Source organism: Bradyrhizobium sp. USDA 3364 (genome assembly GCF_054056355.1).
Genome location: NZ_JBSRYG010000002.1, coordinates 5050011 through 5075294, shown reverse-complemented (window position 1 = coordinate 5075294; position 25284 = coordinate 5050011). Strand labels below are relative to the sequence as shown.

The 25284-nt window shown below is 65.0% G+C and carries 23 protein-coding genes; 12 read left to right on the top strand and 11 right to left on the bottom strand.

Going from position 1 to position 25284, the window contains the following annotated elements:
* From ACVILL_RS24020 to ACVILL_RS23990, 7 genes are read left to right on the top strand one after another with little or no spacing between them, the layout of a single operon-like run.
* The gene (locus ACVILL_RS24020) at positions 1-855 is read left to right on the top strand and encodes an ABC transporter ATP-binding protein (protein WP_456731292.1); all 855 of its coding nucleotides are present in this window, start codon (positions 1-3) and stop codon (positions 853-855) included.
* Complete coding sequence (locus ACVILL_RS24015) at positions 852-1643, top strand: ABC transporter ATP-binding protein (RefSeq protein WP_456731291.1); 792 nt, start codon at positions 852-854, stop codon at positions 1641-1643. The genes ACVILL_RS24020 and ACVILL_RS24015 overlap by 4 nt, the downstream gene beginning before the upstream one ends.
* 53 nt (positions 1644-1696) lie before the next feature.
* On the top strand, positions 1697-3577 hold the full coding sequence (locus tag ACVILL_RS24010) for an AMP-dependent synthetase/ligase (protein ID WP_456731290.1): 1881 nt from the start codon (positions 1697-1699) through the stop codon (positions 3575-3577).
* On the top strand, positions 3578-4450 hold the full coding sequence (locus ACVILL_RS24005) for a branched-chain amino acid ABC transporter permease (RefSeq protein WP_456731289.1): 873 nt from the start codon (positions 3578-3580) through the stop codon (positions 4448-4450). It begins immediately after the preceding gene.
* Positions 4450-5496: a branched-chain amino acid ABC transporter permease gene (locus ACVILL_RS24000; RefSeq protein ID WP_456731288.1), complete on the top strand. Its 1047-nt coding sequence runs from the start codon at positions 4450-4452 to the stop codon at positions 5494-5496. Before ACVILL_RS24005 ends, ACVILL_RS24000 begins: the two co-directional genes overlap by 1 nt.
* A 33-nt stretch (positions 5497-5529) precedes the next feature.
* Positions 5530-6690: an ABC transporter substrate-binding protein gene (locus ACVILL_RS23995; protein ID WP_456731287.1), complete on the top strand. Its 1161-nt coding sequence runs from the start codon at positions 5530-5532 to the stop codon at positions 6688-6690.
* A gap of 4 nt (positions 6691-6694) precedes the next feature.
* Entirely contained in the window at positions 6695-7438 is a 744-nt protein-coding gene (locus tag ACVILL_RS23990) for an NAD(P)H-dependent oxidoreductase (RefSeq protein ID WP_456731286.1), read from the top strand.
* A gap of 1 nt (position 7439) precedes the next feature.
* Here the strand turns inward: ACVILL_RS23990 and ACVILL_RS23985 are convergent, their stop codons facing one another.
* The 6 genes from ACVILL_RS23985 to ACVILL_RS23960 are packed head-to-tail and all read right to left on the bottom strand — an operon-like array spanning position 7440 to position 12879.
* A complete protein-coding gene (locus tag ACVILL_RS23985; RefSeq protein WP_456731285.1) occupies positions 7440-8633 on the bottom strand; it encodes an acyl-CoA dehydrogenase family protein in 1194 nt (397 codons plus the stop codon).
* On the bottom strand, positions 8630-9562 hold the full coding sequence (locus ACVILL_RS23980) for an alpha/beta hydrolase (RefSeq protein WP_456731284.1): 933 nt from the start codon (positions 9560-9562) through the stop codon (positions 8630-8632). The genes ACVILL_RS23985 and ACVILL_RS23980 overlap by 4 nt, the downstream gene beginning before the upstream one ends.
* A gap of 1 nt (position 9563) precedes the next feature.
* On the bottom strand, positions 9564-10313 hold the full coding sequence (locus ACVILL_RS23975) for an SDR family NAD(P)-dependent oxidoreductase (protein WP_456731283.1): 750 nt from the start codon (positions 10311-10313) through the stop codon (positions 9564-9566).
* 1 nt (position 10314) lies between these two features.
* Complete coding sequence (locus tag ACVILL_RS23970; RefSeq protein WP_456731282.1) at positions 10315-11109, bottom strand: enoyl-CoA hydratase/isomerase family protein; 795 nt, start codon at positions 11107-11109, stop codon at positions 10315-10317.
* A gap of 13 nt (positions 11110-11122) precedes the next feature.
* Positions 11123-11620 (bottom strand): aromatic-ring-hydroxylating dioxygenase subunit beta, encoded by a 498-nt coding sequence (locus ACVILL_RS23965; protein WP_456731281.1) that lies wholly within the window; start codon positions 11618-11620, stop codon positions 11123-11125.
* Positions 11620-12879 carry an aromatic ring-hydroxylating oxygenase subunit alpha gene (locus tag ACVILL_RS23960; RefSeq protein ID WP_456731280.1) on the bottom strand — a complete coding sequence of 420 codons (1260 nt, stop codon included), beginning with the start codon at positions 12877-12879 and terminating at the stop codon, positions 11620-11622. The genes ACVILL_RS23965 and ACVILL_RS23960 overlap by 1 nt, the downstream gene beginning before the upstream one ends.
* 525 nt (positions 12880-13404) lie before the next feature.
* Here ACVILL_RS23960 and ACVILL_RS23955 point away from each other — a divergent pair.
* The 4 genes from ACVILL_RS23955 (at position 13405) to ACVILL_RS23940 (ending at position 18517) form a co-directional block, all read left to right on the top strand.
* Positions 13405-13638, top strand: coding sequence for a hypothetical protein (locus tag ACVILL_RS23955; RefSeq protein ID WP_456731279.1), 234 nt, complete (start codon positions 13405-13407; stop codon positions 13636-13638).
* 281 nt (positions 13639-13919) lie between these two features.
* Complete coding sequence (locus tag ACVILL_RS23950) at positions 13920-16259, top strand: TonB-dependent siderophore receptor (protein WP_456734348.1); 2340 nt, start codon at positions 13920-13922, stop codon at positions 16257-16259.
* A gap of 1 nt (position 16260) precedes the next feature.
* Positions 16261-17286, top strand: coding sequence for an extracellular solute-binding protein (locus tag ACVILL_RS23945; RefSeq protein ID WP_456731278.1), 1026 nt, complete (start codon positions 16261-16263; stop codon positions 17284-17286).
* Positions 17279-18517 carry a PepSY-associated TM helix domain-containing protein gene (locus ACVILL_RS23940; protein WP_456731277.1) on the top strand — a complete coding sequence of 413 codons (1239 nt, stop codon included), beginning with the start codon at positions 17279-17281 and terminating at the stop codon, positions 18515-18517. The genes ACVILL_RS23945 and ACVILL_RS23940 overlap by 8 nt, the downstream gene beginning before the upstream one ends.
* 2 nt (positions 18518-18519) lie before the next feature.
* On the opposite strand, the gene ACVILL_RS23935 is transcribed toward ACVILL_RS23940, so the two are convergent.
* Positions 18520-19218, bottom strand: coding sequence for a DUF4269 domain-containing protein (locus tag ACVILL_RS23935; RefSeq protein ID WP_456731276.1), 699 nt, complete (start codon positions 19216-19218; stop codon positions 18520-18522).
* A 48-nt stretch (positions 19219-19266) separates the two neighbouring features.
* Positions 19267-20904, bottom strand: coding sequence for an isocitrate lyase (locus ACVILL_RS23930; protein ID WP_456731275.1), 1638 nt, complete (start codon positions 20902-20904; stop codon positions 19267-19269).
* A gap of 144 nt (positions 20905-21048) precedes the next feature.
* Here ACVILL_RS23930 and ACVILL_RS23925 point away from each other — a divergent pair, with 144 nt between their 5' ends.
* Positions 21049-22488, top strand: a complete 1440-nt coding sequence (locus ACVILL_RS23925) for a helix-turn-helix domain-containing protein (protein WP_456731274.1) — start codon at positions 21049-21051, stop codon at positions 22486-22488.
* 9 nt (positions 22489-22497) lie between these two features.
* On the opposite strand, the gene serA is transcribed toward ACVILL_RS23925, so the two are convergent.
* The 3 genes from serA to ACVILL_RS23910 all read right to left on the bottom strand — a co-directional run bounded on the left by serA (position 22498) and on the right by ACVILL_RS23910 (position 24936).
* Positions 22498-23751: a phosphoglycerate dehydrogenase gene (serA, locus tag ACVILL_RS23920; protein ID WP_456731273.1), complete on the bottom strand. Its 1254-nt coding sequence runs from the start codon at positions 23749-23751 to the stop codon at positions 22498-22500.
* A gap of 373 nt (positions 23752-24124) precedes the next feature.
* Positions 24125-24430, bottom strand: coding sequence for a BA14K family protein (locus ACVILL_RS23915; protein ID WP_456731272.1), 306 nt, complete (start codon positions 24428-24430; stop codon positions 24125-24127).
* 209 nt (positions 24431-24639) lie between these two features.
* On the bottom strand, positions 24640-24936 hold the full coding sequence (locus ACVILL_RS23910; protein WP_456731271.1) for a hypothetical protein: 297 nt from the start codon (positions 24934-24936) through the stop codon (positions 24640-24642).
* Between the last annotated feature and the right edge of the window lie 348 nt (positions 24937-25284).

Here is a 25284-nt window from a genome sequence, read left to right as displayed (position 1 = left end):
ATGCCGACGACCATCCCGCATCCGACGCCGCAAGCAGCGCCGCTCACCGCGCCGGAGCGGGACTGCCTGCTCGAATTCCGCAACATCCGGATCGTCTACGACAACGCGATCGAGGCGATCCGCGATGTCTCGATCGCGGTACCCGAAGGCAACATCGTCGCCCTGCTCGGCGCCAACGGCGCCGGCAAGTCGACGCTGCTGAAGGCGATGTCCGGCATCCTCTATACCGAGGAAGGTGTGATCGAGAACGGCAGCATCCGTTTCCGCAACGACGAGGTGCATCGTCTCGCGCCGGACGAGCTGGTCCGCCGCGGCATCGTGCAGGTGCCGGAGGGCCGCCGCGTGTTCGCGGCGCTGACAACAGACGAGAATTTGCAGATGGGCGGCTACACCCAGACCGGCGCCGAGGCGCGCGAGCGGCGCGACAAGGTATTCGCGCTGTTCCCGCGGCTCTATGAGCGGCGCGACCAGATCGCCGGTTACATGTCCGGCGGCGAGCAGCAAATGCTGGCGATCGGCCGCGCGCTGATGACCGATCCCGTGCTGCTGGCGCTCGACGAGCCGTCGCTGGGGCTGGCGCCGCTGATCATCGACCGCATCTATGAGGTGATCGTCCGGCTGCGCGACGAGCTGAAGATGACCGTGCTGCTGGTCGAGCAGAACGCGCAGCGCGCGCTCGACATCGCCGACTACGGCTACATCCTGGAGACCGGCCGCGTCGTGCTCGACGGTACAGCAAGGAAGCTGACGGCCAATGAGGACGTCCAGGAATTCTATCTCGGCGTCTCCTGCGCCGGCCGCAGGAGCCTGCGGGACGTCAAGCATTACAAGCGTCGCAAGCGGTGGCTGTCGTGACCGCGCTGCTCACGGTCGAGAACCTGTCAAAACGCTTCGGCGGCCTGCAGGCGGTTGCCGATGTCAGCCTTGAGGTGACGCCAGGCGAGATCTGCAGCGTGATCGGCCCGAACGGCGCCGGCAAGACCACGCTGTTCAACATGATCTCGGGCATGCTGCGGCCGAGCGGCGGCAGGATCACCTTCGACGGCATCGACCTTGCGACCATCTCGCCGTGGAAGTTCGCCGCCGTCGGCATCGGCCGCACCTTCCAGAATCTCGCGCTGTTCAAGCACGGCACCGTGGTCGAGAACATCCTGACCGGCCGCCACACCCATCTGCGCTCGACCGTGCTCGACGCCGTGGTGTTCTTCGGCCGCACCCGAAAAGAAGAGATCGCGGCCCGGCAGCGCGTCGAGCACATCATCGAATTCCTCGAGATCGAGCACATCAGGGACGCCGTGGTTGGCACGCTGTCCTACGGCCAGCAGAAGCGCGTCGAGCTCGGCCGCGCGCTCGCCTGCGAGCCGAAGCTGTTGCTGCTCGACGAAATGGTTTCCGGCATGAATCAAGAGGAGACCGAGGACATCGCCCGCTTCGTGCTCGACATCCGCGACGAGCTCGGCATCACCGTCGTGATGATCGAGCACGAGATGCGGATCGTGATGGACATCTCCGACCGCGTCCATGTGCTGAACTTCGGCCGCAAGATCGCCGAAGGCACGCCGGACGAGATCAAGCGCGATCCGGCGGTCGCGGAGGCCTATCTCGGCGGCCAGCGCGCCGAGACGATGAAGGTGGGCGCGTGATGTCGACGCTGGACAGTTTTCGTACCGCTCATCCGCCGCTCCAGGCGAACGCCGTGCGCACTGTGCCCACGGCGGGCGCCGACGCGTTCCAGGCCGCGCTTGAGGATGCCGCCACCACCATCCCGCAATTGCTGCGGCAGCGCGCCGCGATGCACGGCGAGGCGCTGGCCCTGCGCGAGAAGGATTACGGCATCTGGAACCCGTATTCCTGGCGGCATTATTACGAGACCGCGCGCGCCGTGGCGCTCGGCCTGCTGTCACTCGGCATCAAGTCGGGCGACCGCGTCGCCATCGCCGGCGAAAACACGCCGGAATGGTTCTATGCGGATCTCGGCGCCCAGATGATCGGCGCGGTCGCAGTCGGCATCTACCCGACCAATCCCTGGGTCGAGCTGCAATACATCGTCAAGCATTCCGGCGCGCGCGTCGTCGTCACCGGCGATCAGGAGCAGACCGACAAGGTGCTCGACGCGATGGCCAAAAATGGCGGCCTGCCGGACCTCGAGGTCATCGTCTGCATCGACATGAAGGGCCTACGCCATTACCGGCAATCGGAGCTGATGTCGTTCGCCGCGCTGTGCGAGCGCGGCAGAGCCTACGCGCAGGAGACCCCAGAGGCCAACGCCACGCTCGACCGGCTGATCAGCCAGGCCGCGCCCGACGATGTCTGCATCCTCGTCTATACCTCGGGCACGACCGGTCCGCCGAAGGGCGCGATGCTGACCCATCGCAATCTCGTCTACGCCGCCTATGCCTACGCCAAGACCGTAGGGATCGCTGACACGCCGTTCGAGGCGGTGAGCTATCTGCCGCTGTGCCACGTCGCCGAGCGCTGCTACGGCACGGTGACGCATCTGGTGCTCGGCGGCACCGTCTCCTTCGCCGAATCGATCGACACGGTTGCCATCAACATCCGTGAGATCGCGCCGACCTTCTTCGTCGGCGTGCCGCGCATCTACGAAAAATTGCAGCAGGGCTTTCTGTTCCGCCTCGGCGAGAGCGGCCGGCTGCGACAGGGTTTCACCAAGGCCTGCCTCACCTGGGGCCGCAGGCTGTCCGACCGCCGGCAGGCCGGCAAGGCTAATGTGCTCGATCACACCGCCTACGGGCTGCTTTACCTGCTGATGTTCCGCAATTTGCAGCGCCACCTGGGCTTTGCCCATAGCCGGCACCGGCTCTGCGCCGGCGCCTCGATCTCGCCGGAGACGCTGCGCTTCTTCGACATCATCGGCCGCCCGGTGTCGCAGGGCTATGGCCTCACCGAAAGCGGCGGCGTCGCCTTCATCCAGACGGAAAGCCATCACCGCATCGGCGGCTGCGGCATCCCCCTGCCGCAGACCGAATGGAAGTGCGATGCCGACGGCGAGATCCTGCTGCGCAATCCCGGCGTCTTCAAAGGCTACTTCCTCGACGAGAAGGCCTCGACCGCATCGCTCGAACAAGGCGGCTGGCTGCGCACCGGCGACATCATCGATGTCCTCGACAATGGCGAGATCGCCGTGGTCGACCGCAAGAAGGCGATCATCATCACCGCCGGCGGCAAGAACATCGCGCCGTCCGAGATCGAGAACGCGCTGAAGGATTCCGAGTTCATCAAGGAGGCGATCGTGGTCGGCGAGGCCAGGAAGTATCTCGGCGCCATAATCCAGGTCGATTACGACAATGTCGGCCGCTGGGCCCGCGACCGGGCGATGGCCTACACCAACTACAAGTCACTGTCGCAACTGCCCGAGGTTCACGAGCTGGTCGAGCGCATTGTTAACGAGACCAACAAGCGGTTCGCACGGGTCGAGAACATCAGGCGCTTCGCCATCCTCGAGAAGGAGCTCGACCATGACGACGGCGAGCTGACCGCCACGCAGAAGGTGCGCCGCGCCATGATCGAGAAGAAGTTCGCGCGCGAGCTTGCGGTCATCTACCAGGCGGAGGGCTGAATGCAGTATCTCGTCCAGCTCCTGATCTCGGGGCTCGCGATCGGCGCGATCTACGGCCTGATCGCGATGGGCTTCGCGGTGATCTACAAGTCGACCGGGCTGGTCAATTTCGCGCAGGGCGAGATGACCATGATCACGGCCTATATCGCCTGGACGATCTCGATCACGGTCAGCGGCAATGTGTTCGTCGTCGCCGTCGGCGCCATCCTCGCCGCGGTCGTACTCGGGCTCGTGATCGAGCGGCTGGTGATGCGGCCGATGCTGGGCGAGCCGGTGTTCGCGACCGTGATGGTCACGATCGGCCTTGCCGTGATCCTGCGCTCGGCGATCAACTTCATCTGGGATGCCTACCCGCACGGTCTCGATATCGGCATGGGCCGCGGCATCGTGCATCTCGGCAGCATCGGCGTGCGCACCGGGCAACTCGCCGTGATCGCGACACTGCTGTTGCTGCTCGCTGCGATCTGGGCGTTCTTCCGCTACAGCAAGGTCGGCGTCGCGATGCGCGCGGTCGCGGCCGACGACCGCACCGCGCTGTTGATGGGCATCAGCGCCACCAAGGTGCATGCGCTGGCCTGGGCCGCGTCGTCGGTGATCGCCGGCATCGGTGGTGTTTTCTTCGCGCTGTCCTACGACCTGTCGCCGGCGATGTTCCAACTCGGGCTGAAGGCGTTTCCGGCCACCATTCTGGGCGGGCTCGACGCGGTGCTCGGCTCCGGCCTCGGCGGCCTCCTGATCGGCATCACCGAGAACCTTGCCGGCGGCTATCTCGGCTCCGGCATGAAGGAAGTCGCGGGCTTTGCCATGATCATCGTGGTGCTGATGGTCCGCCCGTTCGGCATCTTCGGCGAACGCGACATCGAGAGGGTGTGATGCGCACGGGCGATTACAAACAAAGCTATGGCGAGTTGGTTGCGCTGATCGATTCCCCTCCGGTCTGGCTCTGGTCGGCCGTACTGCTGCTGACGCTGATCGCGGCACCCTACTTGCTGAACTCCTACGCGCTGTCGTTCCTGATGATCATCCTGATCACGGTGACCGGCGCGCTCGGGCTCAACATCCTGACCGGCTACACCGGCCTGATTTCGCTCGGCCATGTCGGCTTCCTCGTCACCGGCGCCTATGCCTATGCGGTGCTGGTCTCGAAGTACCACATGCCGCCGCTGGTCGGTTTCCTCGGCGCCGGCGTGGTGCCGGCACTGGCGAGCCTGATCGTCGGCGCGCCGTCGCTCCGCCTCAAGGGGCTCTATCTCGCGATCACGACGCTCGCGTTCTCCTTCATCATCAACACCGTGATCCTGGAAATGCGCTGGCTCACCAACGGCGCCCGCGGCATCCAGGTGCAGCGGCCGGAGATTTTTGGCATCAGCTTCGACAGCGATACAGCGTTCACCTATCTCTGCCTCGCCATTGCGGCGCTGACGCTGCTTGCGACGCTCAACATCCGCCGCAGCCGGGTCGGCCGCGCCTTCGTTGCGATCCGGGACAACGACACCGCGGCCCGCGTCATGGGCATCAATTTGCACGCCTACAAGCTGTTCGCCTTCGTCACCTCGGCGTCCATCACCGGCATCGCCGGCGCGCTCTACGGCATCTATCTCTCCTTCGTCAGTGTCGAGGGCTTTCCGTTCCTGCTTTCGATCGAGGCGCTGGCGATCCTGATCGTCGGCGGACTCGGCTCGGCGCTCGGTGCCGTGCTCGGCACCATCCTGATCGTGCTGCTGCCGGAGGCGACACGGATCGTCTTCAGCCTGTTCAGCGCGCAGATGGACGCGACCTTCACGACCGGGGCGCAGGAGCTGAAGAGCATGCTCTATGGTCTTGTCATCATCCTGTTCCTGCGCTTCCAGCCGAGAGGGCTGGTCGGCGCCTGGCACGACATCAAGCGGACCTGGGTGCACTGGCCGCTGCGCTACTAACAAGAAAAGACACAACACCATGAGGAGGAAACAATGATCAGACATCTGGCGGCGGCTTCGCTGCTGCTTTCCACCGCCTGCCTTGCCATCGGCCCGGCTGCGGCCGCCGATCGCGGCATTACCGACACCGAGATCCTGATCGGCGACGTCGAGCCGCTAACCGGCCCGCCGGCGCTGCTCGGCGTCGCAGCCTCGATCGGCCACAAGATCGCGATCGCGGAAGCCAACGCCGCCGGCGGCATCAACGGCCGCAAGATCAAATATGTGCTGGAGGATGACGGTTACGTCACCGCGCGCACCATCCAGGGTGTCAAGAAGGTGATCGACGTCGACAAGGTGTTTGCGATGCTCGGCATCTCGGGCTCGGGCCAGTCGATCGCCGCGATGCCGGTGCTGGAGAAATCCGGCATCCCGACCGTGATCGACGTCGCGCCGGTCAAGTTCCTGTGGGAGCCTCCGCGCAAGAACGTGTTCGTGGTCGGACAATCCTACGAGGAAGGCATCGTCCACCTCGTCAACTTCCTCGCCGACAAGAGCCCCGGCAAGAAGTGGGGCCTGATCACCCAGGACGACGACTACGGCATCACCGTGCGCGACGGCTTCGACTCCGTCGTCAAGGCGAAGAAGCTGAACGTCGTCTACAGCGGCAATTACAAGAAGGGCCAGCAGGACTTCTCGTCCGACATGCTCCAACTGAAGGAGTCCGGCGCCGAGGTGTTCCTGGCCGGCGGCATCATCGCCGAGAACATCGCGATGATGAAGGAGCTCGAGAAGCTCAGCATCAAGCCGGTGACCGGTATCTTCTGGCCCGGCCGCATCGAGCCGGTGCTGAAGCTGATGGGACCGGCCGGCGACGGCATCTACGCAGTCGACTATGTCGAGCCGTTCGCGGGGGCCGCCGGCAAGGCGTTCCTGGAGAAAGCCAAGCCGCTGGTCTCGGAGGCCGAATTCAAGGGCATCAACCGCTACACTATGACCGGCTACGCCGCCGCGAAGGTCTTGGTCGCGGCGATCGAGCGTTGCGGCAAGCAGCCGACCTGGGCCTGCACCATCGCGGAGCTGGAGAAGACCAAGAATGTCGAGACCGGCGTGATGGCACCGATCAGCTTCGGCCCCGGCGTGCGCTTCTCCAACCAGAAGCTGCAGATCATGCAGGCCGACGCGGCGACGCTCAGCTTCAAACCGGTGGACTAGAGCCATGAAGGTCCTGATCGTCTTTGCTCATCAGGAGGCGCAGTCATTCAACGCTGCAATGCTGGCGCGGTCGGTTGCCGAATTGACCGCGCTCGGGCACATGGTCAGGATCTCCGATCTGTACGCCATGCGCTTCAACCCGGTGGCGACATCAGAAGACTTCGGCGAGCGCCGGTTTCCCGACCGGCTGCAATATGACCGCGAGCAGAAATACAATCTGCAACAGGGCGCGCTCAGTGGCGACATAGCCGCCGAGATCGAGAAGCTGTTGTGGTGCGACGTCCTGATCCTGCAGTTTCCGCTGTGGTGGTTCTCCGTCCCCGCCATCATGAAGGGCTGGATTGATCGCGTGTTCGTCAACGGCGCGATCTATGGCTCGGGCCGCCGTTACGACACCGGCGGCCTTGCCGGCCGCCGCGCCATGGTCGTGACCTCGACCGCCGCCTATCCCGGCATGTGCGCGCCCAACGGGCTGGTGGGCGCGCTCGATGTGGTGCTGTGGCCGATCCAGAACGGCACGCTGGCCTATGCCGGCTGCAAGGTGCTGCCGCCCTTCGTGTCGTATTCAGTGAACTTCGTCGACGAGGCCGCGCGGCACCGCTATCTCGACGACTATGCCGAGCGGCTGCGGCAGATCGAGGCCACTGAGCCGCTGTTCTTCCATCCGCTCGCGGATTTCGGCAAAGACTGGCGGTTGAGGCCGGGTGTGACCGCGCAGACCGTCGGTCAGGGCAAGCCGACGGCGTAACTCACATTCGCTTGGCGACTTCTTCCAGCATTACTTCGGTGGCGCCGCCGCCGATCGTCAGCACCCGTGCGTCGCGCACCATGCGCTCGATCGCCGTACCGCGCATGAAGCCGCTGCCGCCGTGCAGCTGCAGGCAGCCATGCACGACCTCGTGCAGCACCTCCGGCGACAGCGCCTTCACCATCGACACTTCGCGCAGGCAATCCTGCCCGGCCGCGGCGAGCTCGGCGGCATGATAGGCCAGCGCCCGCGCGGCGGCCGCCTTCGCGGCGAGCTGGGCGAGCTTCAGCCGCACCCCCTGCTGGTTCCAGAGCGGGCCGCCGAACGCCTGCCGTGTCTTCACATAGTTCGTGGTCAGCTCGATCGCCTTGGCGGATTCGCCGGCGCAGATGCCGCCGATGCAGATGCGCTCGTTCTGGAAGGTCTCCATGATGCCATAGAAACCCTTGCTCTCCTCGCCGAGCAGATTCTCCACCGGCACGCGCACATCCTGGAACGCGAGCTCGGCCGTATCCGAACAGAGCCAGCCATGCTTGTCGAGCTTGGTCGCCGTGATGCCCGGCGTGTTGCGCTCGACGATGAACAGCGAGATGCCGCGGCTGCTCTTGGCGTGCGGGTCGGTGCGTGCGGCGACGATCAGGATGTCGCCATAGACCGCGTTGGTGATGAACATCTTTGCACCGTTGATCACCCAATGATCGCCATCGCGCCGCGCGCGCGTCTTCAGGCCTGCGACATCAGAGCCGGCATCGGGCTCGGTCACCGCAATCGAGCAGACCGTCTCGCCGCGGATGATCGCCGGCAAGTACTTCTGCTTCTGCTCCGGCGTGCCGCGCAAGGAGATGTGCACCGCCGACATGTCGGTGTGAACCAGAATCGACGAGGTGAAGCCGCCGAAACTCGAGCGTCCGAGTTCCTCGGCGAACACCATCGACGCCAACGGCCCCATGTCGGTGCCGCCATATTCGGCGGCGTGACGCATGCCGAGAAAGCCGAGCGCGCCCATGCGGCGATAGATCTCGCGCGGGATCTTGCCGTCGTGTTCCCACGCCTCGGCATGCGGCACCACTTCCTTCTCAACGAAGCGGCGGACCTGCTCGCGCAACATGCGCAGCTCCTCGGGCAGATTGGGCTGCTCCGTGAAATGGAATTCGGTCTCGGTGAGCTGGCGCGGGTCCGAGGTCATGACGTTCATTGTGACGCCCTCTCATGGCCGATGTGAAGATGGTTGCGCAGGAATTTCGCAAGCGACGCGATCGCTTCTCGCGCCTGCGGAATCTCGGGAAACATCTGGAAGACGTGGATCATGCCGTCCCAGACCTCTAGCTCGACGTCGACGCCGGCGGCTCGCGCGCGCGCAGCCAGTTCAGTCGAGTCGTCGCGAACGGTTTCGCGATCTCCGACCTGCACCAACAGCGGCGGCAGAGGGGCGAGATCGGCATAAAGCGGCGAGGCCAGCGGGTCGCGGGGATTGCCGTCCTTGCCGAGATAGTTCTTCGCCAGCGCCAGGATCATCGCGCGCTGGTGGATCGGATCGGCTTCGGCCCTGCTTTCGTAGCTCGCGCCGGTCGCAGCGAGATCGGTCCATGGCGACATCAGCGCACCGGCCGCCGGCAGCGGCAGACCACGGTCGCGCGCCGCCAACATCGCAGCGAGCACGAGATTGCCACCGGCCGAGTCGCCGGCGAAGGCAATGTCCGCCGGGCGCAATCCCTGATCGCGCAGATATTGATAGGAAGTCAGCGCATCATCGAGCGCGGCCGGGAAGCGATGCTCCGGCGCGAGCCGATAATTGATCGCGAGCACGCGGCAGCCGGATGCATCGGCGATCCGCGCGATCAGCTCGCGATGCGAGACGACCGAGCCGATGCGAAAGCCGCCGCCGTGAAGATAGAGGATCGCCTTGCCGCGCGGTGCGTCTGCCGGCGCGATCCATTCGGCCTCGACGTCGCCGGCAGAGACAGGCTGGCACGTCACCGGAACCGAACAGCCGGCAAAGGCCAGGTCCCAATCGCGGCGCATCTGCGCCACTGACGTGTCGCGGAACCAGTTGCGATAGATCGTACGCAGGCGCTCGACGGCACGATCGACCGGGCTGATTGCGATATCGTCTGCGCCGCTCATCTCAGCCGCCGATGCCCATGCCGCCGGACACGCCGAGCGTCTCGCCGGTGATGTAGGCGGCCTGGTCGGAGGCGAGGAACAGCGCGGCGGCCGCGACCTCCTCCGGCTCGCCGAGGCGGCCGAGCAGCGTTGCGCCCGTCATGGCCTGCAGGATCTTGTCGCCGCCCTTTGCGACTGCCTGCTCCAGCATCGGCGTGCGGATCGGCCCCGGCGCGATCGCGTTCGCGGTGATGCCATAGCGTGCATTCTCCCGTGCGATGCTCCTGGTGAAGGAGATCACGCCGCCCTTGGCCGCGGAATAGACCGCGCCGCCCTTGGAGCCGAGCCGCGCCGCCTCCGAGGTGATGTTGATGATGCGGCCGAAGCGCGCGGCCTGCATTGCGGGCAATGCGGCGTGGGTGCAGGCCAGCACCGAGGTGAGATTGATCGCGATCAGCCGAGCCCAATCCTCCGCATTGGTGTCGGTGAAGAAGGCGTGCTGATCGATGCCGGCATTGTTGACGACGATGTCGAACGGGCCGTCCTGCGCCATCACGGCCTGGACCGCGGTGGCATCGCTGACATCGAGCCCTGCGACCACAGCTCCCGTCTCGCGCGCGAGCTCGGAGGCTGCGGCCACGTCGAGATCGGCGATCACGACCCTGGCGCCTGCCCCGGCAAAGCTGCGGGCAATCGCGGCACCAATGCCGCGCGCGCCGCCGGAGATGAAGGCGCGGCGGCCATCGAGACGCCCGAATGGCAAGGTCGCCACCTCAGCGCCCCGTGAATGCAGGCTTGCGCCGCTCTATCACGGCGGCGAGCCCCTCGCGCGCGTCGGCCATCCCCGAGAGCTCGGCGACGGTGCGCGCCTCTTCCGACAGGCATTGCTCGATGCTGGTGCCGGTGCCGGCCCAGACCAGTCGCTTGGTCGCTGCCAGCGCCTTCGGCGCGCCAGCGGCAAGTTCGCGCGCCAGCGCCAGCGATGCATCGACAAGCTCGGCATCGGGTACGACCTTGGTCACGATACCCATCTGCAACGCCTCAGCCGCCGGGATCACCGGATTGGTCAGCAGGATCGACATCGCCCGCCGCAGCCCGACCAGCCGCGACAGCGTGACGGAAACGCCGGCGTCCGGCGCCATTGCCACCCGCGTCGCGCCGGCGAGGAATTTGGCCGATTCCGCCGCGATCACGATGTCGGAGGCGCAGACCAGGCCGAACCCGCCGCCGCCCGCGGCGAAACCTTGCACCGAGGCGATGACCGGTGCCTCCAGCCGCAGCAATCCGGTCACCGCATTCTGCAGATAGGCGGTGGCCTGCCGGATATAGTCCGGCAGCTTCTCGCCCTTGGAAGCAAAGGCGCGGACGTCGCCGCCGGCGCAGAAATTCGTGCCCTCGCCGCTCAGCAGCACGACGCGCAGATCCGGATGGCCGTGGCAGACCATGATGGCGTCGCACAGCGCGCTCAGCAGCTCGGCGCTCATGCCGTTGGCCGCATCAGGACGATTGAGCCGCAGCTGTGCGATGCCGTCGGTGATGTCGAGCAGAACGGGGCCCTTGTCGATCATGGCAAAATCTTCCCTAAACCAGGAATGACAGCGTGTAGATCGCCTTGTCGTTGTTGACGAGGATGACCTTCTTGGCGGCCATCCGCAGTTCGCCGTCGACATGGCGCAGTCGGTATTCATTGCGCGCCGCCCACAGCGTGTCATCGCGCAGGCTCGACTCGAAGATCAGGCTGTTGCTGGCGACCGCGATGTCGCCATTGTCCGGCTGCTCGTCCATCAACTCGATGTTGGAGATCAACCGGCGCAGGTTCGACTGCGGCGTCTGGGTGAAGTGCTTGCCGGTCATCAGCTGCCGAACCCGCAGCGCGATCCGCGAGCGGTTGTCGTAGATGATCGACATCTGCCGTTCGGGATCGATGTCGGCGCCGTTGGCCGGCACCCAATAGACCCCGTCATCGGTCCAGAGCTTTTCCCAGGCCTCGTATTGATGCTCGTCCTGCAACCGCGCCTCGCGATAGAGCAAGGTGGTGATGGCGCTCATCAGCGTGGCGCTGCTCTCGCGCGACAGCATCAGGCAGGCTCCATCAGCTTGCGATAATGGGTCCAGATCCCGCGCGACGGCACCTCGTCGGTGACGTGGCCAACCGTGAAGCCGAGCTCGTCCTGCCGCTCGCGCTTCTCGCCGCGGCCGAGGAATATCCATTCCGGATTACGCGCCAGCACGCCGCGGTGGCAGCGCTCGTACATTTCGGAATCATCCGCCAGCAGGAAGCCGGCCGGGCCGACCGAGCCCATGGTCTGCTGGCGCAGCCTTCGGTTCAGGTCGGGGGCGCCCTTGAACTGCAGCGCGGTGACGTGCTGCACGCTGTCGTCGACGCCGAGCGGCTGGATCACGAACATCTGGATCTCGGCGATGAACAGGTTCGGGAAGATCATCACATGCGGCGTGCCGTCGACCATGATCTCGCGCGCCGCGGTGTCGCCGTAAGCCGTCTTCATCCGTGCGGTGTAATCGGGCAGCCGTTCCTCGCTGGTGCCGAACCAGCTCATCGGCGCGTCGCGCTTGCGGAATTCGGGCCGCAGGTCGATCTCGGTATGGCCGTTGCCGTAGTCGCGCGTCAGCGCGGTCGATGCGCCGCCATAGAGCTTGCCGATCATGCTGTCGGCGACGCCGAAGATCGAGGTGTGCACGAAGGCGGGATGATAGCCGTCGCACTCGTTCTCCAGGATGAACTTCCAATTCGCCTTGACGCGGTGCTTGAGGAAGCCCGCCGTGATCTCGACCTCGCCCTCGGGCGAAGTGCGCACCAGGCGATCGATGGTCTCGGCGGCCCCGCCGAGATGCTTCTTCAGGGTTGGGCCATCGGCGGCGAAGGAACCGAACACGAAACCGCGATAGGACTCGACGCGCGTCACCCGCCCGAGCGCGAGCTGCGACTTGTCCTGTCCCTCGTAACCGTCCGGGAAGGCATAGCCGACCAGGCGGCCGTCATTGGCAAAGGTCCAGGAGTGGAACGGACAGGTGAACGAACGCGCATTGCCGCGGTCATAGGAACAGATCTGGTTGCCGCGATGCGAGCAACGATTCAGCAGCAGGTTGACCTTGCCCCGCTCGTCGCGCGTCATGATCACGGATTGAGGGCCGATCGACTTGACGACGTAGTCGTTGGCGTTCGGCACCTCGCTCTCGTGGCCGACATAGACCCAGGTTCGGTACCAGATGTTCTTGAGCTCGGCCTCGAAGATCTCGGGGTCGGTATAGAGCGATCCGTGGACCCGGTCGGGCCGGATCAACCGTTCCCACGGCGGGACGCCGGTCATCATGTTCATCGCTCCGTCTCCCTCGCCGGCCGCTTGCCGCGGATACTTTCACCGACCGCCAATAATAATCCGAACGGTCGTTTGATCAATAGATAGCACGGGCGCCGCGGACGGGCAAGCAGCATTACGGACGCCGGACATCCCCGGCGCAGCGCGCAAGGTTGCAATCCCCGGTGGTCGGCGGTGCCACGGTCTCAGCCTGGTGCGGTGGTCGTCGCGTTCGCGTCGGCCACCGATCGCGCGCGTCAATGACCGCGACGGAACGATTGCTCACGACTTCAATCCAGGAGGCCCTGATGGTGCATTCGAACGGCGATGCGTCAGGCACGCCTCGAGAGTTGAGGCCGCGCCGTGATCGCGGCTGAGTTGCAGCCGTTGATCGTCAGCGGTTCCACCGTCTGTTGAATGCCGGCAACACCATCAGACAAAAACGCGCAATCGTGCAGATTGTGCGTTTTGAATCACGAAGGTGCCGCATCCCTGTCAAATCCTGCTTGCGGGTGGCGCAACAAGAACACTATGGGGAAAATCTACATGCAGCAGGCACCGCTGGGCGCACGGAGTGCGGAATCGTCTGGATATGTTCTCTACTTCCAGCTCGCCAGCAATGGCACGAGACGCGCGTGCAGTCTGACGATCCAGGCGGAAACCGCCGACGAGGCGGCGCGCATTTTCCGCGAGAACTGGGGCACGATCGAATCGATGGCACGCGACGGCGTGAGCACGGGAATGGTCGGCTCGGCGCCCGTCAGCCTCGCGATGTCCTGAGGCACATCGTTCGACCTCCCGATCACACTACACTTGAGGCGTGACAGGATGACGACCGCAGCTTGACGCCGTGATCGCGCGCCCGTCTGACGCGCTAACGCGACAATCAAGTCATGAGGTGCAGGGCTCGCGCACATGCACGAGCCCTGCCTCGTCTTAGAACGCTTCAAATCCGATCCAGTTAGAGGGATTTCAAGTCTGCTCCGGTTCTTTTCACGCGCGCCGACTGCTAGAGGCGCGGCGTGAACGTGTTCGCGTGAATCGGAAGTCCAAGAGTGCCTGTGAATGCTGATGGCCGCCTTGTCGGCGATCGTCGAAATGCCGCCGACAAGGGCCGCACTTACCTGCTGATCGGTACAGCATTCCTGCTTGCCGATGTCTCCTCCGCGGCGACGCCGGCAAACGCCCAATCGAGCGTCCCGTTGCCGCCCGTTTCGGTCGACCAGCCGATGCAGAAGCGCAAGCCGGCAGCCGCTACGGCAAGGCCGGCGCAGCGAACCCAGGCGGCTGCCGCGGCACGGCAGCGCAGCCGCAATACCCAGTCGGCGCCCCCGACACCGTCGGAGCGCGCGGCCGCGGCCGCAGCAGTGCTGAACGAAGCCAAGCTCCACTATCGCGCGATGCCGAGCTCGACCACGCTGCGCAGCGGCGCCTCGCCGCTCGACACCTCGCAGACGGTCAATGTCGTGCCCGAGCAGGTGTTGAAAGACCAGCTGCCGCGCAACCTCGACGACGCGCTGGCCAATGTCAGCGGCGTCACCCAGGCCAACACGCTGGCCGGCACCCAGGATGCGGTGATGCGCCGCGGCTTCGGCGACAACCGCGACGGCTCGATCATGCGCAACGGCATGCCGCTGGTGCAGGGCCGCAGCCTCAACGCCTCGGTCGAAAGCGTCGAGGTGCTGAAGGGCCCGGCGTCGCTGCTCTACGGCATCATGGATCCCGGCGGCATCGTCAATACGATCAGCAAGCGCCCCGAGCTCTACCAACACGGCTCGGTGACCCTGCTCGGTTCGACCTACGCCAACAACAAGAGCGGCGCCGACGGCACCATCGACATCACCGGCCCGATCGGCGATCGCGGCCTCGCCTACCGCTTCATCGGCTACGACGTCAGCGAGGATTACTGGCGCAATTTCGGGCGCCACCGCGAGATGCTGGTGGCGCCGTCGCTGGCCTGGTACGGCGAGAACACCACCGTCCAGCTCAATTACGAGCACCGTGAATTCATCACGCCGTTCGACCGCGGCACCGCGTTCGATCCCGCAACCAAGGCGCCGCTTAAGATCCCGGCGACGCGCCGGCTCGACGAGCCCTTCAACAACATGTGGGGAACCTCGGACCTGATGCAGGCCTCGGTCGAGCACCGCCTGAACCAGGACTGGAAGCTGTTCGCGGCCTACAGCTACAACACCGAGACATTCAGCGCCAACCAGCTCCGTATCACCGGTATCAATACCAAGACCGGCGTCGAGACCCGCAGCAATGACGGCACGCAGGGCTCGCTCAGCAATGCGAGCTACGGCACATCCTATCTGCAGGGCAATGTCTGGCTCGGCGGTTTCCGCAACGAGGTGCTGTTCGGCGGCGACGGCCAGTACCGCACCATCTATCGCGACAATCTGATCCGGCAGTCGACGCCAAGCTTTAACTTCTACAATCCGGTTTACGGGCTGATCACGCCGGGCACCACAGTGTCCGCTGCCGATAGCGCCCAGACCGACAAGCTCGGCCAGTGGTCGCTGTTCTTCCAGGACACGCTGCACCTGACCGAGCGCTTCGCGCTGGTCGGCGGCGTACGCTACATGGATTACGACCAGCTCGCGGGCAAGGGACGGCCGTTTATCACCAACACCAACGTGTCCGCCGACAAGGTGCTGCCGCTCGGCGGCGCCATCTTCAAGCTCACCGACGAGCTTTCGCTCTATGCGAGCTACACCCAGTCGCTGAAGCCTAATTCGACGATCGCCCCCCTGAGCAATGGCGGCGGCGTCGTGCTCGGCTCGAACATCGCGCCCGAGGAAGGCACGCAATACGAAACCGGCCTCAAATTCGACCTCAACAAGCGGCTCTCCGGCACGGTCGCGGTCTACGACATCGAGAAGCGGAACGTGCTGGTCAGCCAGATCGATCCCGCAACCGCCCTCAACGTGTACACTGCGGCCGGCAAGGTGCGCTCGCGCGGCGCCGAGTTCGATGTCACCGGCAGGCTATCAGACAATTGGAGCTTGATCGGCAGCTACGGCTACACCGACGCGCGGGTGACAGAGGACCCGACCTACGCCGGCAAGCAGTTGCAGAACGTCGCCCTGAACACGGCCTCGCTCTACCTCGTCTATGATTTCGGCACGGCGCTGCCCGGCCGGCTTCGGCTCGGCGGCGGCGCGCGCTATGTCGGCGATCGCCCCGGCGATGCCGCCAACACCTTCGTGCTGCCGTCCTACGCGGTGGCGGACATCTTCGCGACCTACGAGACCAAGGTCGAGACGCTGCCCGTGATCTACCAGTTCAACGTCAAGAACCTGTTCGATACCGTCTACTATCCGTCCGCCGTCAACAATCTCAACGTGGCGATGGGCGATGCCCGGCGCTTCTCGCTCTCGGCGACGATGAAATTCTAGCATGGCCATGGCGCGGACAGCGATCGGACTGCTGGCCGGCCTCGCCGCGACCGCTGTCACCTGCACCACGGTTCGTGCCGACGAGCTCACGCTCTACGCAACCCGGGAAGCAAATTTGCTCGAGCCTGTCATCGCGGCCTTCACGGCAGAGCGCGGCACTACCGTCAGGGCCGTCTTCGTTGAAGACAGCCTGGTCAAGCGCCTGACGGCGGAAGGCGACAACTCGCCCGCCGATGTCCTGCTCACCATCGGTCTCGACAAGACGACCCAGCTTGCGGCGCGCGGGCTGACGCAGGCGTTCGCATCGCCAGCGCTTGAGCAGGCGGTGCCGGCCAACCTTCGCGGCAACGGCGGCCAGTGGGTCGCGCTCGCCATCCGTCCGCGCGTGGTGTTCACGCGCAAGGACAGTCTCCTCGCCGCGATCGGCTATCGGGAGCTCGCCGACTCGAAATGGCGCGGAAAATTGTGCATGCGATCGCCCTCGCACCAGAACAATGTCGCGCTGATCGCGGCCTATCTCGCCCATCACGGATCGGACGCGACAGAGACCTGGCTTGCCGGCGTGAAGAACAATCTCGTCCACAGGCCGGCCGACAAGGACAACGACGTGGTTCGCGAGATCGCGGAGGGACGCTGCGACATCGGGATCGGCAACACGGTCGCGCTCGCACAGCTCCGCGGCGGCCGTGAAGGCAGTGACTGGCGCGCATGGGCGGACGCGGTGAAGGCGGTGCCGACCGCATTCGAGAGCGGTGGCAGTCACGTCAACCTGACCGGCGCGGCGATCGCCCGGCATGCCCCGCATCCGGCGGCCGCGCGTGCCTTCCTCGAATTCCTCATCACGCCGGAAGCCCAGACGATCTTTGCCGCCGCCGAGCTGGAATATCCCGTGCTCGCGACCGCCAAGCGGGCTCCGATCGTCGAGGGGCTCGGATCGTTCCCCGCCGATGCGCTGCCGATCGACGAGATCGCCGCGCATCAGGCCGCCGCAATCGCGCTGATCCGAAAGGCCGGATTCGATGAGTGACCTCCGACGTCCGATCAAGGCCGCGCTGTTGCAGGTTCATTCCATCGCCGGCCTCACGCTGGCGCTGCTCTGGGCCGTGGTCGGTCTCACCGGCGCGACGATGGCTTTCGAGGACGAGATCGTGGCCAGCCTGAACAGCCAGATCATGCGCGTCGACGCCAGCGCGGCCCGGCGGCTCACGCCGGACGAACTGGTCGCGCGGCTCCAGGCGGGGGGCGATTTCGGCAAGGTCTCGGCCATATCGATGGCCAGCGATCCATCGGCCGCGGCGCGCATCCGCTTCGCGCGCAGCGACGGCGGCGCGCGGCCGTCCTCGGTCTATGTCGACCCCTATGACGGACATGTGCTCGGCTCGCCGCTCGGCGAGGACTTCTTCGCCACCGTCCGCAAGCTGCATCGCTGGCTGCTGTTGCCGGGCGACGGCAACGGCATTGGCCGCAAGATCACCGGCACTGCCGCGATCTGCCTGATCGTGATGCTGGTCACCGGCCTCGTGCTGCGCTGGCCGCATCGGGCGCGCAGCGTGAAGATGTGGCTGAAGCCAAATCTCGGACTGCGCGGGCGCGGCCTGCACCGCTCGCTGCACGCCGTGATCGGCACCTGGGTGCTGCCGGTCTATCTGGTGATGACGCTGACCGGGCTGTGGTACTCGTTCGAATGGTACAAGGCCGGCGCCAACTGGCTGTTCGCGCGGCCCCAAGCCGCGGCCGCGGCGATGCAGGCCAAGGCGCCGCGCGCGGCGGGTGCCGAGAAGGGCAAGGTTGAAGCCAAGTCTGAAGCGAAGTCTGAAGCCAAGACCGATACCAAGCCCGAGGCAAAGCCGCTTGTTTTCGATCACGTCTGGTCGGCGTACCTGCAGCAGGAGAATGGCAGCTACGGACGGGCCCTCCTGACCCTGCCCGCCGGCGCCGGCACGGCGGTGCGCGTGCGATCATGGGGGCAGGATTCGTCGCTCGAGAGCGTGCGCGACGAATTCCGTATCGATGCCGTCACCGGACGCGTCATCTCGTCGGACCGCTATGCCGACAAGACGTTCGGCGAACGCATCCTTGCCGGCGTGCTCGATATCCACCGCGGTGCCATCCTGGGATGGCCCGGCAAGCTCGCCTTCATGCTGGCCGCCGCCATGATGCCGCTGTTCGCCGTGACCGGCCTGCTGCTCTATCTGTCCCGCCGCAGGCACCGGCGGCTGGCGCGGCCGCCGGTCGCTCACCTCGTTCCGGGCGAGTGAATTCACGAGCCGAAATCACACGCCGCGAGCCGGGCGCGCAACGTGGCGTCCGTCTCCGCAGCAAGTTCGATCAATCCCCGATAGGGATCGCCCGATATCCCGAGCACGGCGGCGAACGCAGGCTCGGTCTTGGCGCCGCCCGTCCTTAACTCTCTGATGGCTCGCTGCAGCCGTCCATCATCGAGCGCGAGCAGCCGCCGTTCGACCTCGAAATGAATCCAGCCCGGCTGCTGCTCCACCGGACGCTGATCGCCGAACAGTTCGAACGCCCAGCCATCCCATACGAAGCGGGCAATCACCGGCCGCGTTGGAGAGGTCCAGCGGTAAAGGGTGAAATCATCGGCCGATTGATAGTGGGTCCAGACGATGTCCGCGAAAGCGTTCGGGTCCGGCGCATGGCAGACGATATCGACGTCGCTGCCGGGCACTGCGAGCCCGAGCGGCAGCGTTCCGACGATGCGGGGATCGAACGGCTTGAGCCGCTCCATCGCGGCGGAGCTGGTGACGGCGGATGTGTAATGCCCGACTGTCATCGCGTGGCATGCCCTCGAGATCGCGACGACGCAATACCACGCGCGCGTGGAAGGCGTGAAGCTCTGCAGATGGGCGGAAACCTGCGGAAAGCGGCTTCGGAAACGTTGCGGGGCGACCTCGACCGCGTCGCCGTGGTCGAAAATCGCCCCGCTGAGGCGGACAGGCATGCTGCTCGCGCGCCAACCCGTCCAGCCGAGAATGATCCGTTCGATCGATTAGCCGAACTGGTTCATCGTGTTGTGGGCGCCGCCCGCCTTGAGGGCAGCCTCACCGGCGAAGTATTCCTTGTGATCGTCGCCGATGTCGGAGCCCGCCATGTTCTGATGCTTGGCGCAGGCGATGCCCTGACGGATTTCGGCGCGCTGCACGTTTTTGACGTATCCGAGCATACCCTGTTCCCCGAAATACTCCTTCGCGAGATTATCGGTCGACAGCGCGGCCGTGTGATAGGTCGGCAGCGTGATCAGATGGTGGAAGATGCCGGCGCGCTTGGCCGAATCCGCCTGGAAGGTACGGATGCGCTCGTCGGCCTCGATCGCCAGCGGCGTCTCGTCGTATTCCGGCTTCATCAGCTCGGCGCGGTTGTACTTGCTGACATCCTGGCCGGCTTCCTTCATCGCGTCGTAGACCTGCCAACGGAAGTTGATCGTCCAGTTGAACGACGGCGAGTTGTTGTACGCCAGCTTCGCGTTCGGAATGACCTTGCGGATGCGATCGACCATCGAAGCGATCTGCTCGATATGCGGCTTCTCGGTCTCGATCCACAGCAGGTCGGCGCCGTTCTGCAGCGAAGTGATGCAGTCGAGCACGCAGCGATCCGCACCGGTACCGGGACGGAACTGGTAGAGGTTGCTGGCAAGCCGCTTCGGACGCATCATCTTGCCGTTCTGGTTGATGATGACGTCGCCGTTGCGCGCATTGGCGGCCGTCACTTCCTCGCAATCAAGGAAGCTGTTGTACTGGTCGCCGAGGTCGCCGGGCTTGTGGCTGACGGCAATTTGCTGCGTCAGGCCGGCACCGAGCGAGTCGGTGCGGGTCACGATGACGCCGTCCTCGACGCCGAGCTCGAGGAACGCATGGCGGCAGGCGCGGATCTTCGCGATGAACACCTCGTGCGGCACGGTGACCTTGCCGTCCTGGTGGCCGCACTGCTTCTCGTCGGAGACCTGGTTCTCGATCTGCAGGGCGCAGGCGCCCGCCTCGATCATCTTCTTGGCGAGCAGGTAAGTCGCCTCCGCATTGCCGAAGCCGGCGTCGATGTCGGCGATCACAGGCACGACGTGGGTCTGGAAGTTGTCGATCTTCTCGATCAGCGCCTTTTCCTTGGCCTTGTCGCCTTCCTTGCGGGCCGCATCGAGCGCGCGGAAGATGTCGTTGAGCTCGCGGGAATCCGCCTGACGCAGGAAGGTGTAGAGCTCCTCGATCAGGGCCGGCACCGAGGTCTTCTCGTGCATCGACTGATCCGGCAGCGGGCCGAACTCGGAGCGCAGCGCCGCGATCATCCAGCCGGACAGATACAAATAGCGGCGGTCGGTATTGCCGAAGTGCTTCTTGACCGAGATCAGCTTCTGCTGGGCGATGAAGCCGTGCCAGCAGCCGAGCGACTGGGTGTACTTGGTGCTGTCGTTGTCATAGGCGGCCATGTCGGCGCGCATCAGCGCAGCCGTGTAGCGGGCGACGTCCAGACCGGTCTTGAAGCGGTTCTGCAGGCGCATGCGCGCCACGGCTTCGGCGGTGACGCCGTTCCAGGTGTCCTTGGTCTTGAGCAGCGCCTCGGCCGCCTCGATCTCGCTCTGATACGAAGCCGGTCCCTGGATAGCCCGGTCGTTGATCCCGCGCGGTTGGAAGTTCATGTCCGTGATCCCTTCGGTGACGAAATAACTGGGCTCTTTTGTAAGCCCAGCCTCGCCGGGAGCTAGACCTGGCGCGGAAAACTTGTCATAACTTACAAGAAACTGATGTATTGTTGTAAGAATCTTACAAAAACGGATTTGGCCATGGCAACCTCAAGCGCCCGCTCCGTCTTCATGGGACCCCGGCTACGTCGGCTGCGGCGAGACCTGGGGCTGACCCAGACCGACATGGCGGCGGATCTCGAAATCTCGGCCCCCTATGTCGCGCTCTTGGAACGCAATCAGCGACCGGTGACGGCGGACATGCTGCTGCGGCTCGCCCGCACCTACAAGATCGATCTGGCCGATCTCGCCGGCGACGGTGGTGCCGATCACACCGCGCGGATGCAGTCGGTGCTGAAGGAACCGATGTTTGCCGACATCGACATTCCCGCGCTCGAGGTCAGCGATCTCGCGGTCAGCTATCCCGGAATGACCGAGGCATTTCTGCGCCTCTACACCGCCTATCGCGAGGAACAACTGGCCCTGGCGGAACGACGGGCGCCGGATCTGGCGGGCGCCGGGGCGCACCCGGGTCAGGAGAACTATGACGCCAACGATCCCGTCGCAGAGGTGCGGCGCTTCCTCGCCGCGCGCCGTAACAACTTCGCCAATCTTGACGATGCCGCCGAGCGCCTCGTCCACGAACCTGCCGGGCCGGCTGGATTCATCGAGCGGCTCCGGGAGCGTCACAAACTCCAGGTCCGCTATCTGCCGCCGAACGTCATGCTCGGTTCAATCCGTCGGCTCGACCTGCATCGCAGGCAGTTGCTGCTCGAGGACTCGCTCGATACCGCCGGCCTCAACTTTCAATTGGCCAAGCAACTGGCCTATCTGGAACTGGAAGGCGAGATCAGCGCGGCCGTCGAAGCCGGCAAGTTCACCACCAAGAGCGCCGAGCTACTGGCCCGTCGAGCACTTGCAGCCTATGCCGCGGCCGCGCTCATCATGCCCTACTCGGTGTTTGCCAAGGCGGTCGAGGCGCGTCGCTACGACCTCGAGGCGTTGGCGCGACAATTCGGCACCAGCTTCGAGCAGATCGCGCACCGCGTCACGACCCTGCAACGGCCGGGCCTCGAGAAGGTCCCGTTCTTCCTGATCCGCGTCGATCCGGCCGGAAACATTTCCAAGCTGCTTGACGGCGCCGGCTTCCCGTTTGCGAAGCACGGCGGCGCGTGCCCGCTGTGGTCGGTCCACGACATCTTCAAGACGCCGCGCCAGATCGTCACGCAATGGCTGGAATTGCCCGACGGGCAGCGCTTCTTCTCGATCGCGCGTACCGTGACCGCCGGCGGCGGCGCGTTCGGCGCCATCCGCGTCGAGCGGGCGATCGCGATCGGCTGCGCCGCCGAGCATGCGGGCCAGTTGATCTACGCGCGCGACGGACAGGGGCCGAACCCGGACGAGCCGACGCCGATCGGCGTCGCCTGCCGGGTCTGTCATCGCCCGAGATGCGCCGCGCGATCGGCGCCGCCGATCGGCCGCGAGATTCTTCCCGACGACTTCAGGACCTCGAGCGTTCCGTTCGGCTTCTCGGCGGACTGAGGCGCTCGATCACCCCTGCGGCCGGGTCTGGTCATACAGCACCCGCACGCGGATCGTGCCGTCAATGGCTCTCAAGTCGGACAGCAGCCCCTCGCCCTCGCCGCCGACCACGTCGGTCTCGAGCACGACATAGCCGACTTCCGGATCGGTCTGCAGATATTGCGCCAGGATGTTGATGCCGTGCCGGGAGACCGCGTCGTTGACCTGGCGCATGACGCCCGGAACGTTGCGGTGAACGTGGATGAAACGGGTGCCGATCGGTCGCGCCGGCAATTGCACCTGCGGAAAATTGACCGCGCCGAAGGTCGACCCGACATCGGAATAGTCGATCAGCTTGCGTGCAACCTCGCCGCCGATGCGATCCTGCGCCTCTTCGGTCGAACCGCCGACATGCGGCGTAAGGATCACATTGGGAAGGCCCTGCAGCGGCGAGACGAAGCGCGCCTCGTTCGACACCGGCTCGACCGGAAACACGTCGACCGCGGCGCCCGCCAGCCGGCCCTCACGCAGGGCGCTCGCCAGCGCATCGAGATCGACCACGGTGCCGCGCGAATTGTTGATCAGGTAGGCCTCGGGCTTCATGAGCTGGAGCTGGGCCGCGCCAATCATGTTGGCGGTGGCCGGCGTCTCCGGCACATGCAGCGACACGACGTCGCTGGCCGCGAGCAGCTCGTCGAGCGTATCGACCGGCTCGGTATTGCCGTGACGGAGCTTGTCGGTGTGATCAAAATAGATCACGCGCATGCCCATCGCTTCCGCGAGGTTCGACAGCTGCGAGCCGATGTTGCCATAGCCGACGATACCGAGCGTCTTGCCGCGCACCTCGCGGCTGCCTTCGGCGGACTTGTCCCAGCCGCCGGCATGCGCGGAAACCGACCGCGGAAAGATTCGGCGGAACAGCATCACGATCTCGGCGATCGTCAGCTCCGCCACGCTGCGGGTGTTGGAATATGGCGCGTTGAAGACGGGGATCCCGAGCTTTCGCGCGGCGTCGAGATCGACCTGATTTGTGCCGACCGAAAAGCAGCCGACAACGAGCAATCGATCAGCGGCCTCCAGGATTTCCGCGGTCAGCTGGGTCCGTGAGCGAATTCCCAGCATATGGATGCCCGACAGCGCTTGCCGGAGCTCCTTGGGTCCCAGCGCCTTGGGCAGACGCTGCAGCTCGGTATAGCCGTTCGCCTCGAACATCCGGGCCGCGGAATCGTTCACGCCCTCCAGCAGCAGCACGCGTATCTTGGTTTTGGGAAGCGACAGCATCATCGAGATCCAGATTCGTAGGTTCGGGCAGGTCTCTGCACGAGCTCAGTTTCGATGGATCACGTGATAACATAGAAAACAATCGGGCCAGAGGCGCCATGGCGGCTGGCCCAACGATTCCCGATCAAGTCCCCTCGATCCGCGCATCCAGACGCGGGGGAACCGATTCAGTCAGATGTCCTGGTCAATTCGCCGGCAGAGGCCCCGTGGCAGCGGCCCCTGGGGCGTTGGAACGCCTGCTCCGGCTCACCGACCGGAGCTCCGTCAATTCCGGTTGGTGCTCGGCTCAGCGGGGGGTTATGTCCGGAGCGGCGGTTTCACTCCGCCGCTCCGGTACCCCGCAAGTCTGCTGCAGTTGTGGCAGCATCCCAACTGCTTACTGGCAGGGATAGCGCCGGCCGTCCTTGGCCTGGAACGTATTCGACGCCGGATCGTACGAGCGATAGCGCTGGGCGCAGGACGCCGCGTGCTGCTGGGCGGCAGCAGCTTCCTGCTGCGCGGCCGCGTTGGCCGCACCGGCCGCGATGACGCCCCCGATGAGGCCGCCGACCAGCCCGCCGACGGCAGCGCCGCCATCGCACTGCCCGTAGCGGCACCAGACCTTCTCGGTCACTGCGGGCACTGCCGCCGCAACACCAGCGTCGTGCTGCAACGGAGCCGAGATCGCGGAGACGGAAAACATCATAACGCCGGTGGTGGCCGTCAAAACGACTTTCAAAAAGCGAGCCCTACGCATCATATCTCCTGCTTCATTGCTGTGGACGCAGGCCGGCGCCAGCGTCCTGATTCCCTCTACATGGATGGGCTCGTCCGGTCCCGGACCGGACGACACCCGTACACGCGCGGCCGGTTACAATTCGCGCGTCAGCCTGCTTCACGGACGGGCGGAGTTCATTGGCCGGCTGCGTTCACGACGCGGCAGAGGTTATCGCCAATGCCTGGAGCCAACTGTCCCGGCGGCAAGATGAAGGTCGCATCGATGCGGCTGCCCTTGACGTCCTTACGGACGACAACTTGCAATGTTTGTGGCCGGCCGGATCCGGTGGTCTCCTGCTGCGTAGTCACTGTGCCGAGTTTCTTGTCGACGTTCACACCGACAAAACCCTCCGCCGCAACGGCGCGGGACACCTTGTCGAGGGCAGCACCGGGATTGACCGACGGGAAGATCATCCAGGTCTTGTGCGTCATGCCCGTGACCATCGGAACGCCGGTGCTCTGGACGTGATCTGCGCAACTATCGGCGAGCGCAGGTATGGACGAAAGAACCGTGAGTGCGAGTACGCAAGTAATCCTTGTAAGCATGCTTTCATAACCCGTTTGAGTTGGTCGAGAGCATTTAGGCCAAATGGCCTACGAGTCCATGGATGCCGTCGCATTCCGGATGGATGCATTCGGATTGTGGCTAGAGCGATCGATCGCGAAAGCGGCGCCTTCGCTCGCGCTCTCAAACGTCGGCGCGGCTGGCCAAAGGCCGAACTTTCGTGCAATTTCGGATAGTGAACTAGATCACATGCTACCTTTGGCACCGAATTGCGC

Coding starts and splice junctions, on each gene's coding strand:
- ACVILL_RS24020 (WP_456731292.1), top strand. CDS start 1: ATGCCGACGACCATCCCGCATCCGACGCCGCAAGCAGCGCCGCTCACC.
- ACVILL_RS24005 (WP_456731289.1), top strand. CDS start 3,578: ATGCAGTATCTCGTCCAGCTCCTGATCTCGGGGCTCGCGATCGGCGCG.
- ACVILL_RS24000 (WP_456731288.1), top strand. CDS start 4,450: ATGCGCACGGGCGATTACAAACAAAGCTATGGCGAGTTGGTTGCGCTG.
- ACVILL_RS23995 (WP_456731287.1), top strand. CDS start 5,530: ATGATCAGACATCTGGCGGCGGCTTCGCTGCTGCTTTCCACCGCCTGC.
- ACVILL_RS23990 (WP_456731286.1), top strand. CDS start 6,695: ATGAAGGTCCTGATCGTCTTTGCTCATCAGGAGGCGCAGTCATTCAAC.
- ACVILL_RS23985 (WP_456731285.1), bottom strand. CDS start 8,633: ATGAACGTCATGACCTCGGACCCGCGCCAGCTCACCGAGACCGAATTC.
- ACVILL_RS23980 (WP_456731284.1), bottom strand. CDS start 9,562: ATGAGCGGCGCAGACGATATCGCAATCAGCCCGGTCGATCGTGCCGTC.
- ACVILL_RS23970 (WP_456731282.1), bottom strand. CDS start 11,109: ATGATCGACAAGGGCCCCGTTCTGCTCGACATCACCGACGGCATCGCA.
- ACVILL_RS23965 (WP_456731281.1), bottom strand. CDS start 11,620: ATGCTGTCGCGCGAGAGCAGCGCCACGCTGATGAGCGCCATCACCACC.
- ACVILL_RS23960 (WP_456731280.1), bottom strand. CDS start 12,879: ATGAACATGATGACCGGCGTCCCGCCGTGGGAACGGTTGATCCGGCCC.
- ACVILL_RS23955 (WP_456731279.1), top strand. CDS start 13,405: ATGCAGCAGGCACCGCTGGGCGCACGGAGTGCGGAATCGTCTGGATAT.
- ACVILL_RS23945 (WP_456731278.1), top strand. CDS start 16,261: ATGGCCATGGCGCGGACAGCGATCGGACTGCTGGCCGGCCTCGCCGCG.
- ACVILL_RS23940 (WP_456731277.1), top strand. CDS start 17,279: ATGAGTGACCTCCGACGTCCGATCAAGGCCGCGCTGTTGCAGGTTCAT.
- ACVILL_RS23935 (WP_456731276.1), bottom strand. CDS start 19,218: ATGCCTGTCCGCCTCAGCGGGGCGATTTTCGACCACGGCGACGCGGTC.
- ACVILL_RS23930 (WP_456731275.1), bottom strand. CDS start 20,904: ATGAACTTCCAACCGCGCGGGATCAACGACCGGGCTATCCAGGGACCG.
- ACVILL_RS23925 (WP_456731274.1), top strand. CDS start 21,049: ATGGCAACCTCAAGCGCCCGCTCCGTCTTCATGGGACCCCGGCTACGT.
- serA (WP_456731273.1), bottom strand. CDS start 23,751: ATGATGCTGTCGCTTCCCAAAACCAAGATACGCGTGCTGCTGCTGGAG.
- ACVILL_RS23915 (WP_456731272.1), bottom strand. CDS start 24,430: ATGTTTTCCGTCTCCGCGATCTCGGCTCCGTTGCAGCACGACGCTGGT.
- ACVILL_RS23910 (WP_456731271.1), bottom strand. CDS start 24,936: ATGACGCACAAGACCTGGATGATCTTCCCGTCGGTCAATCCCGGTGCT.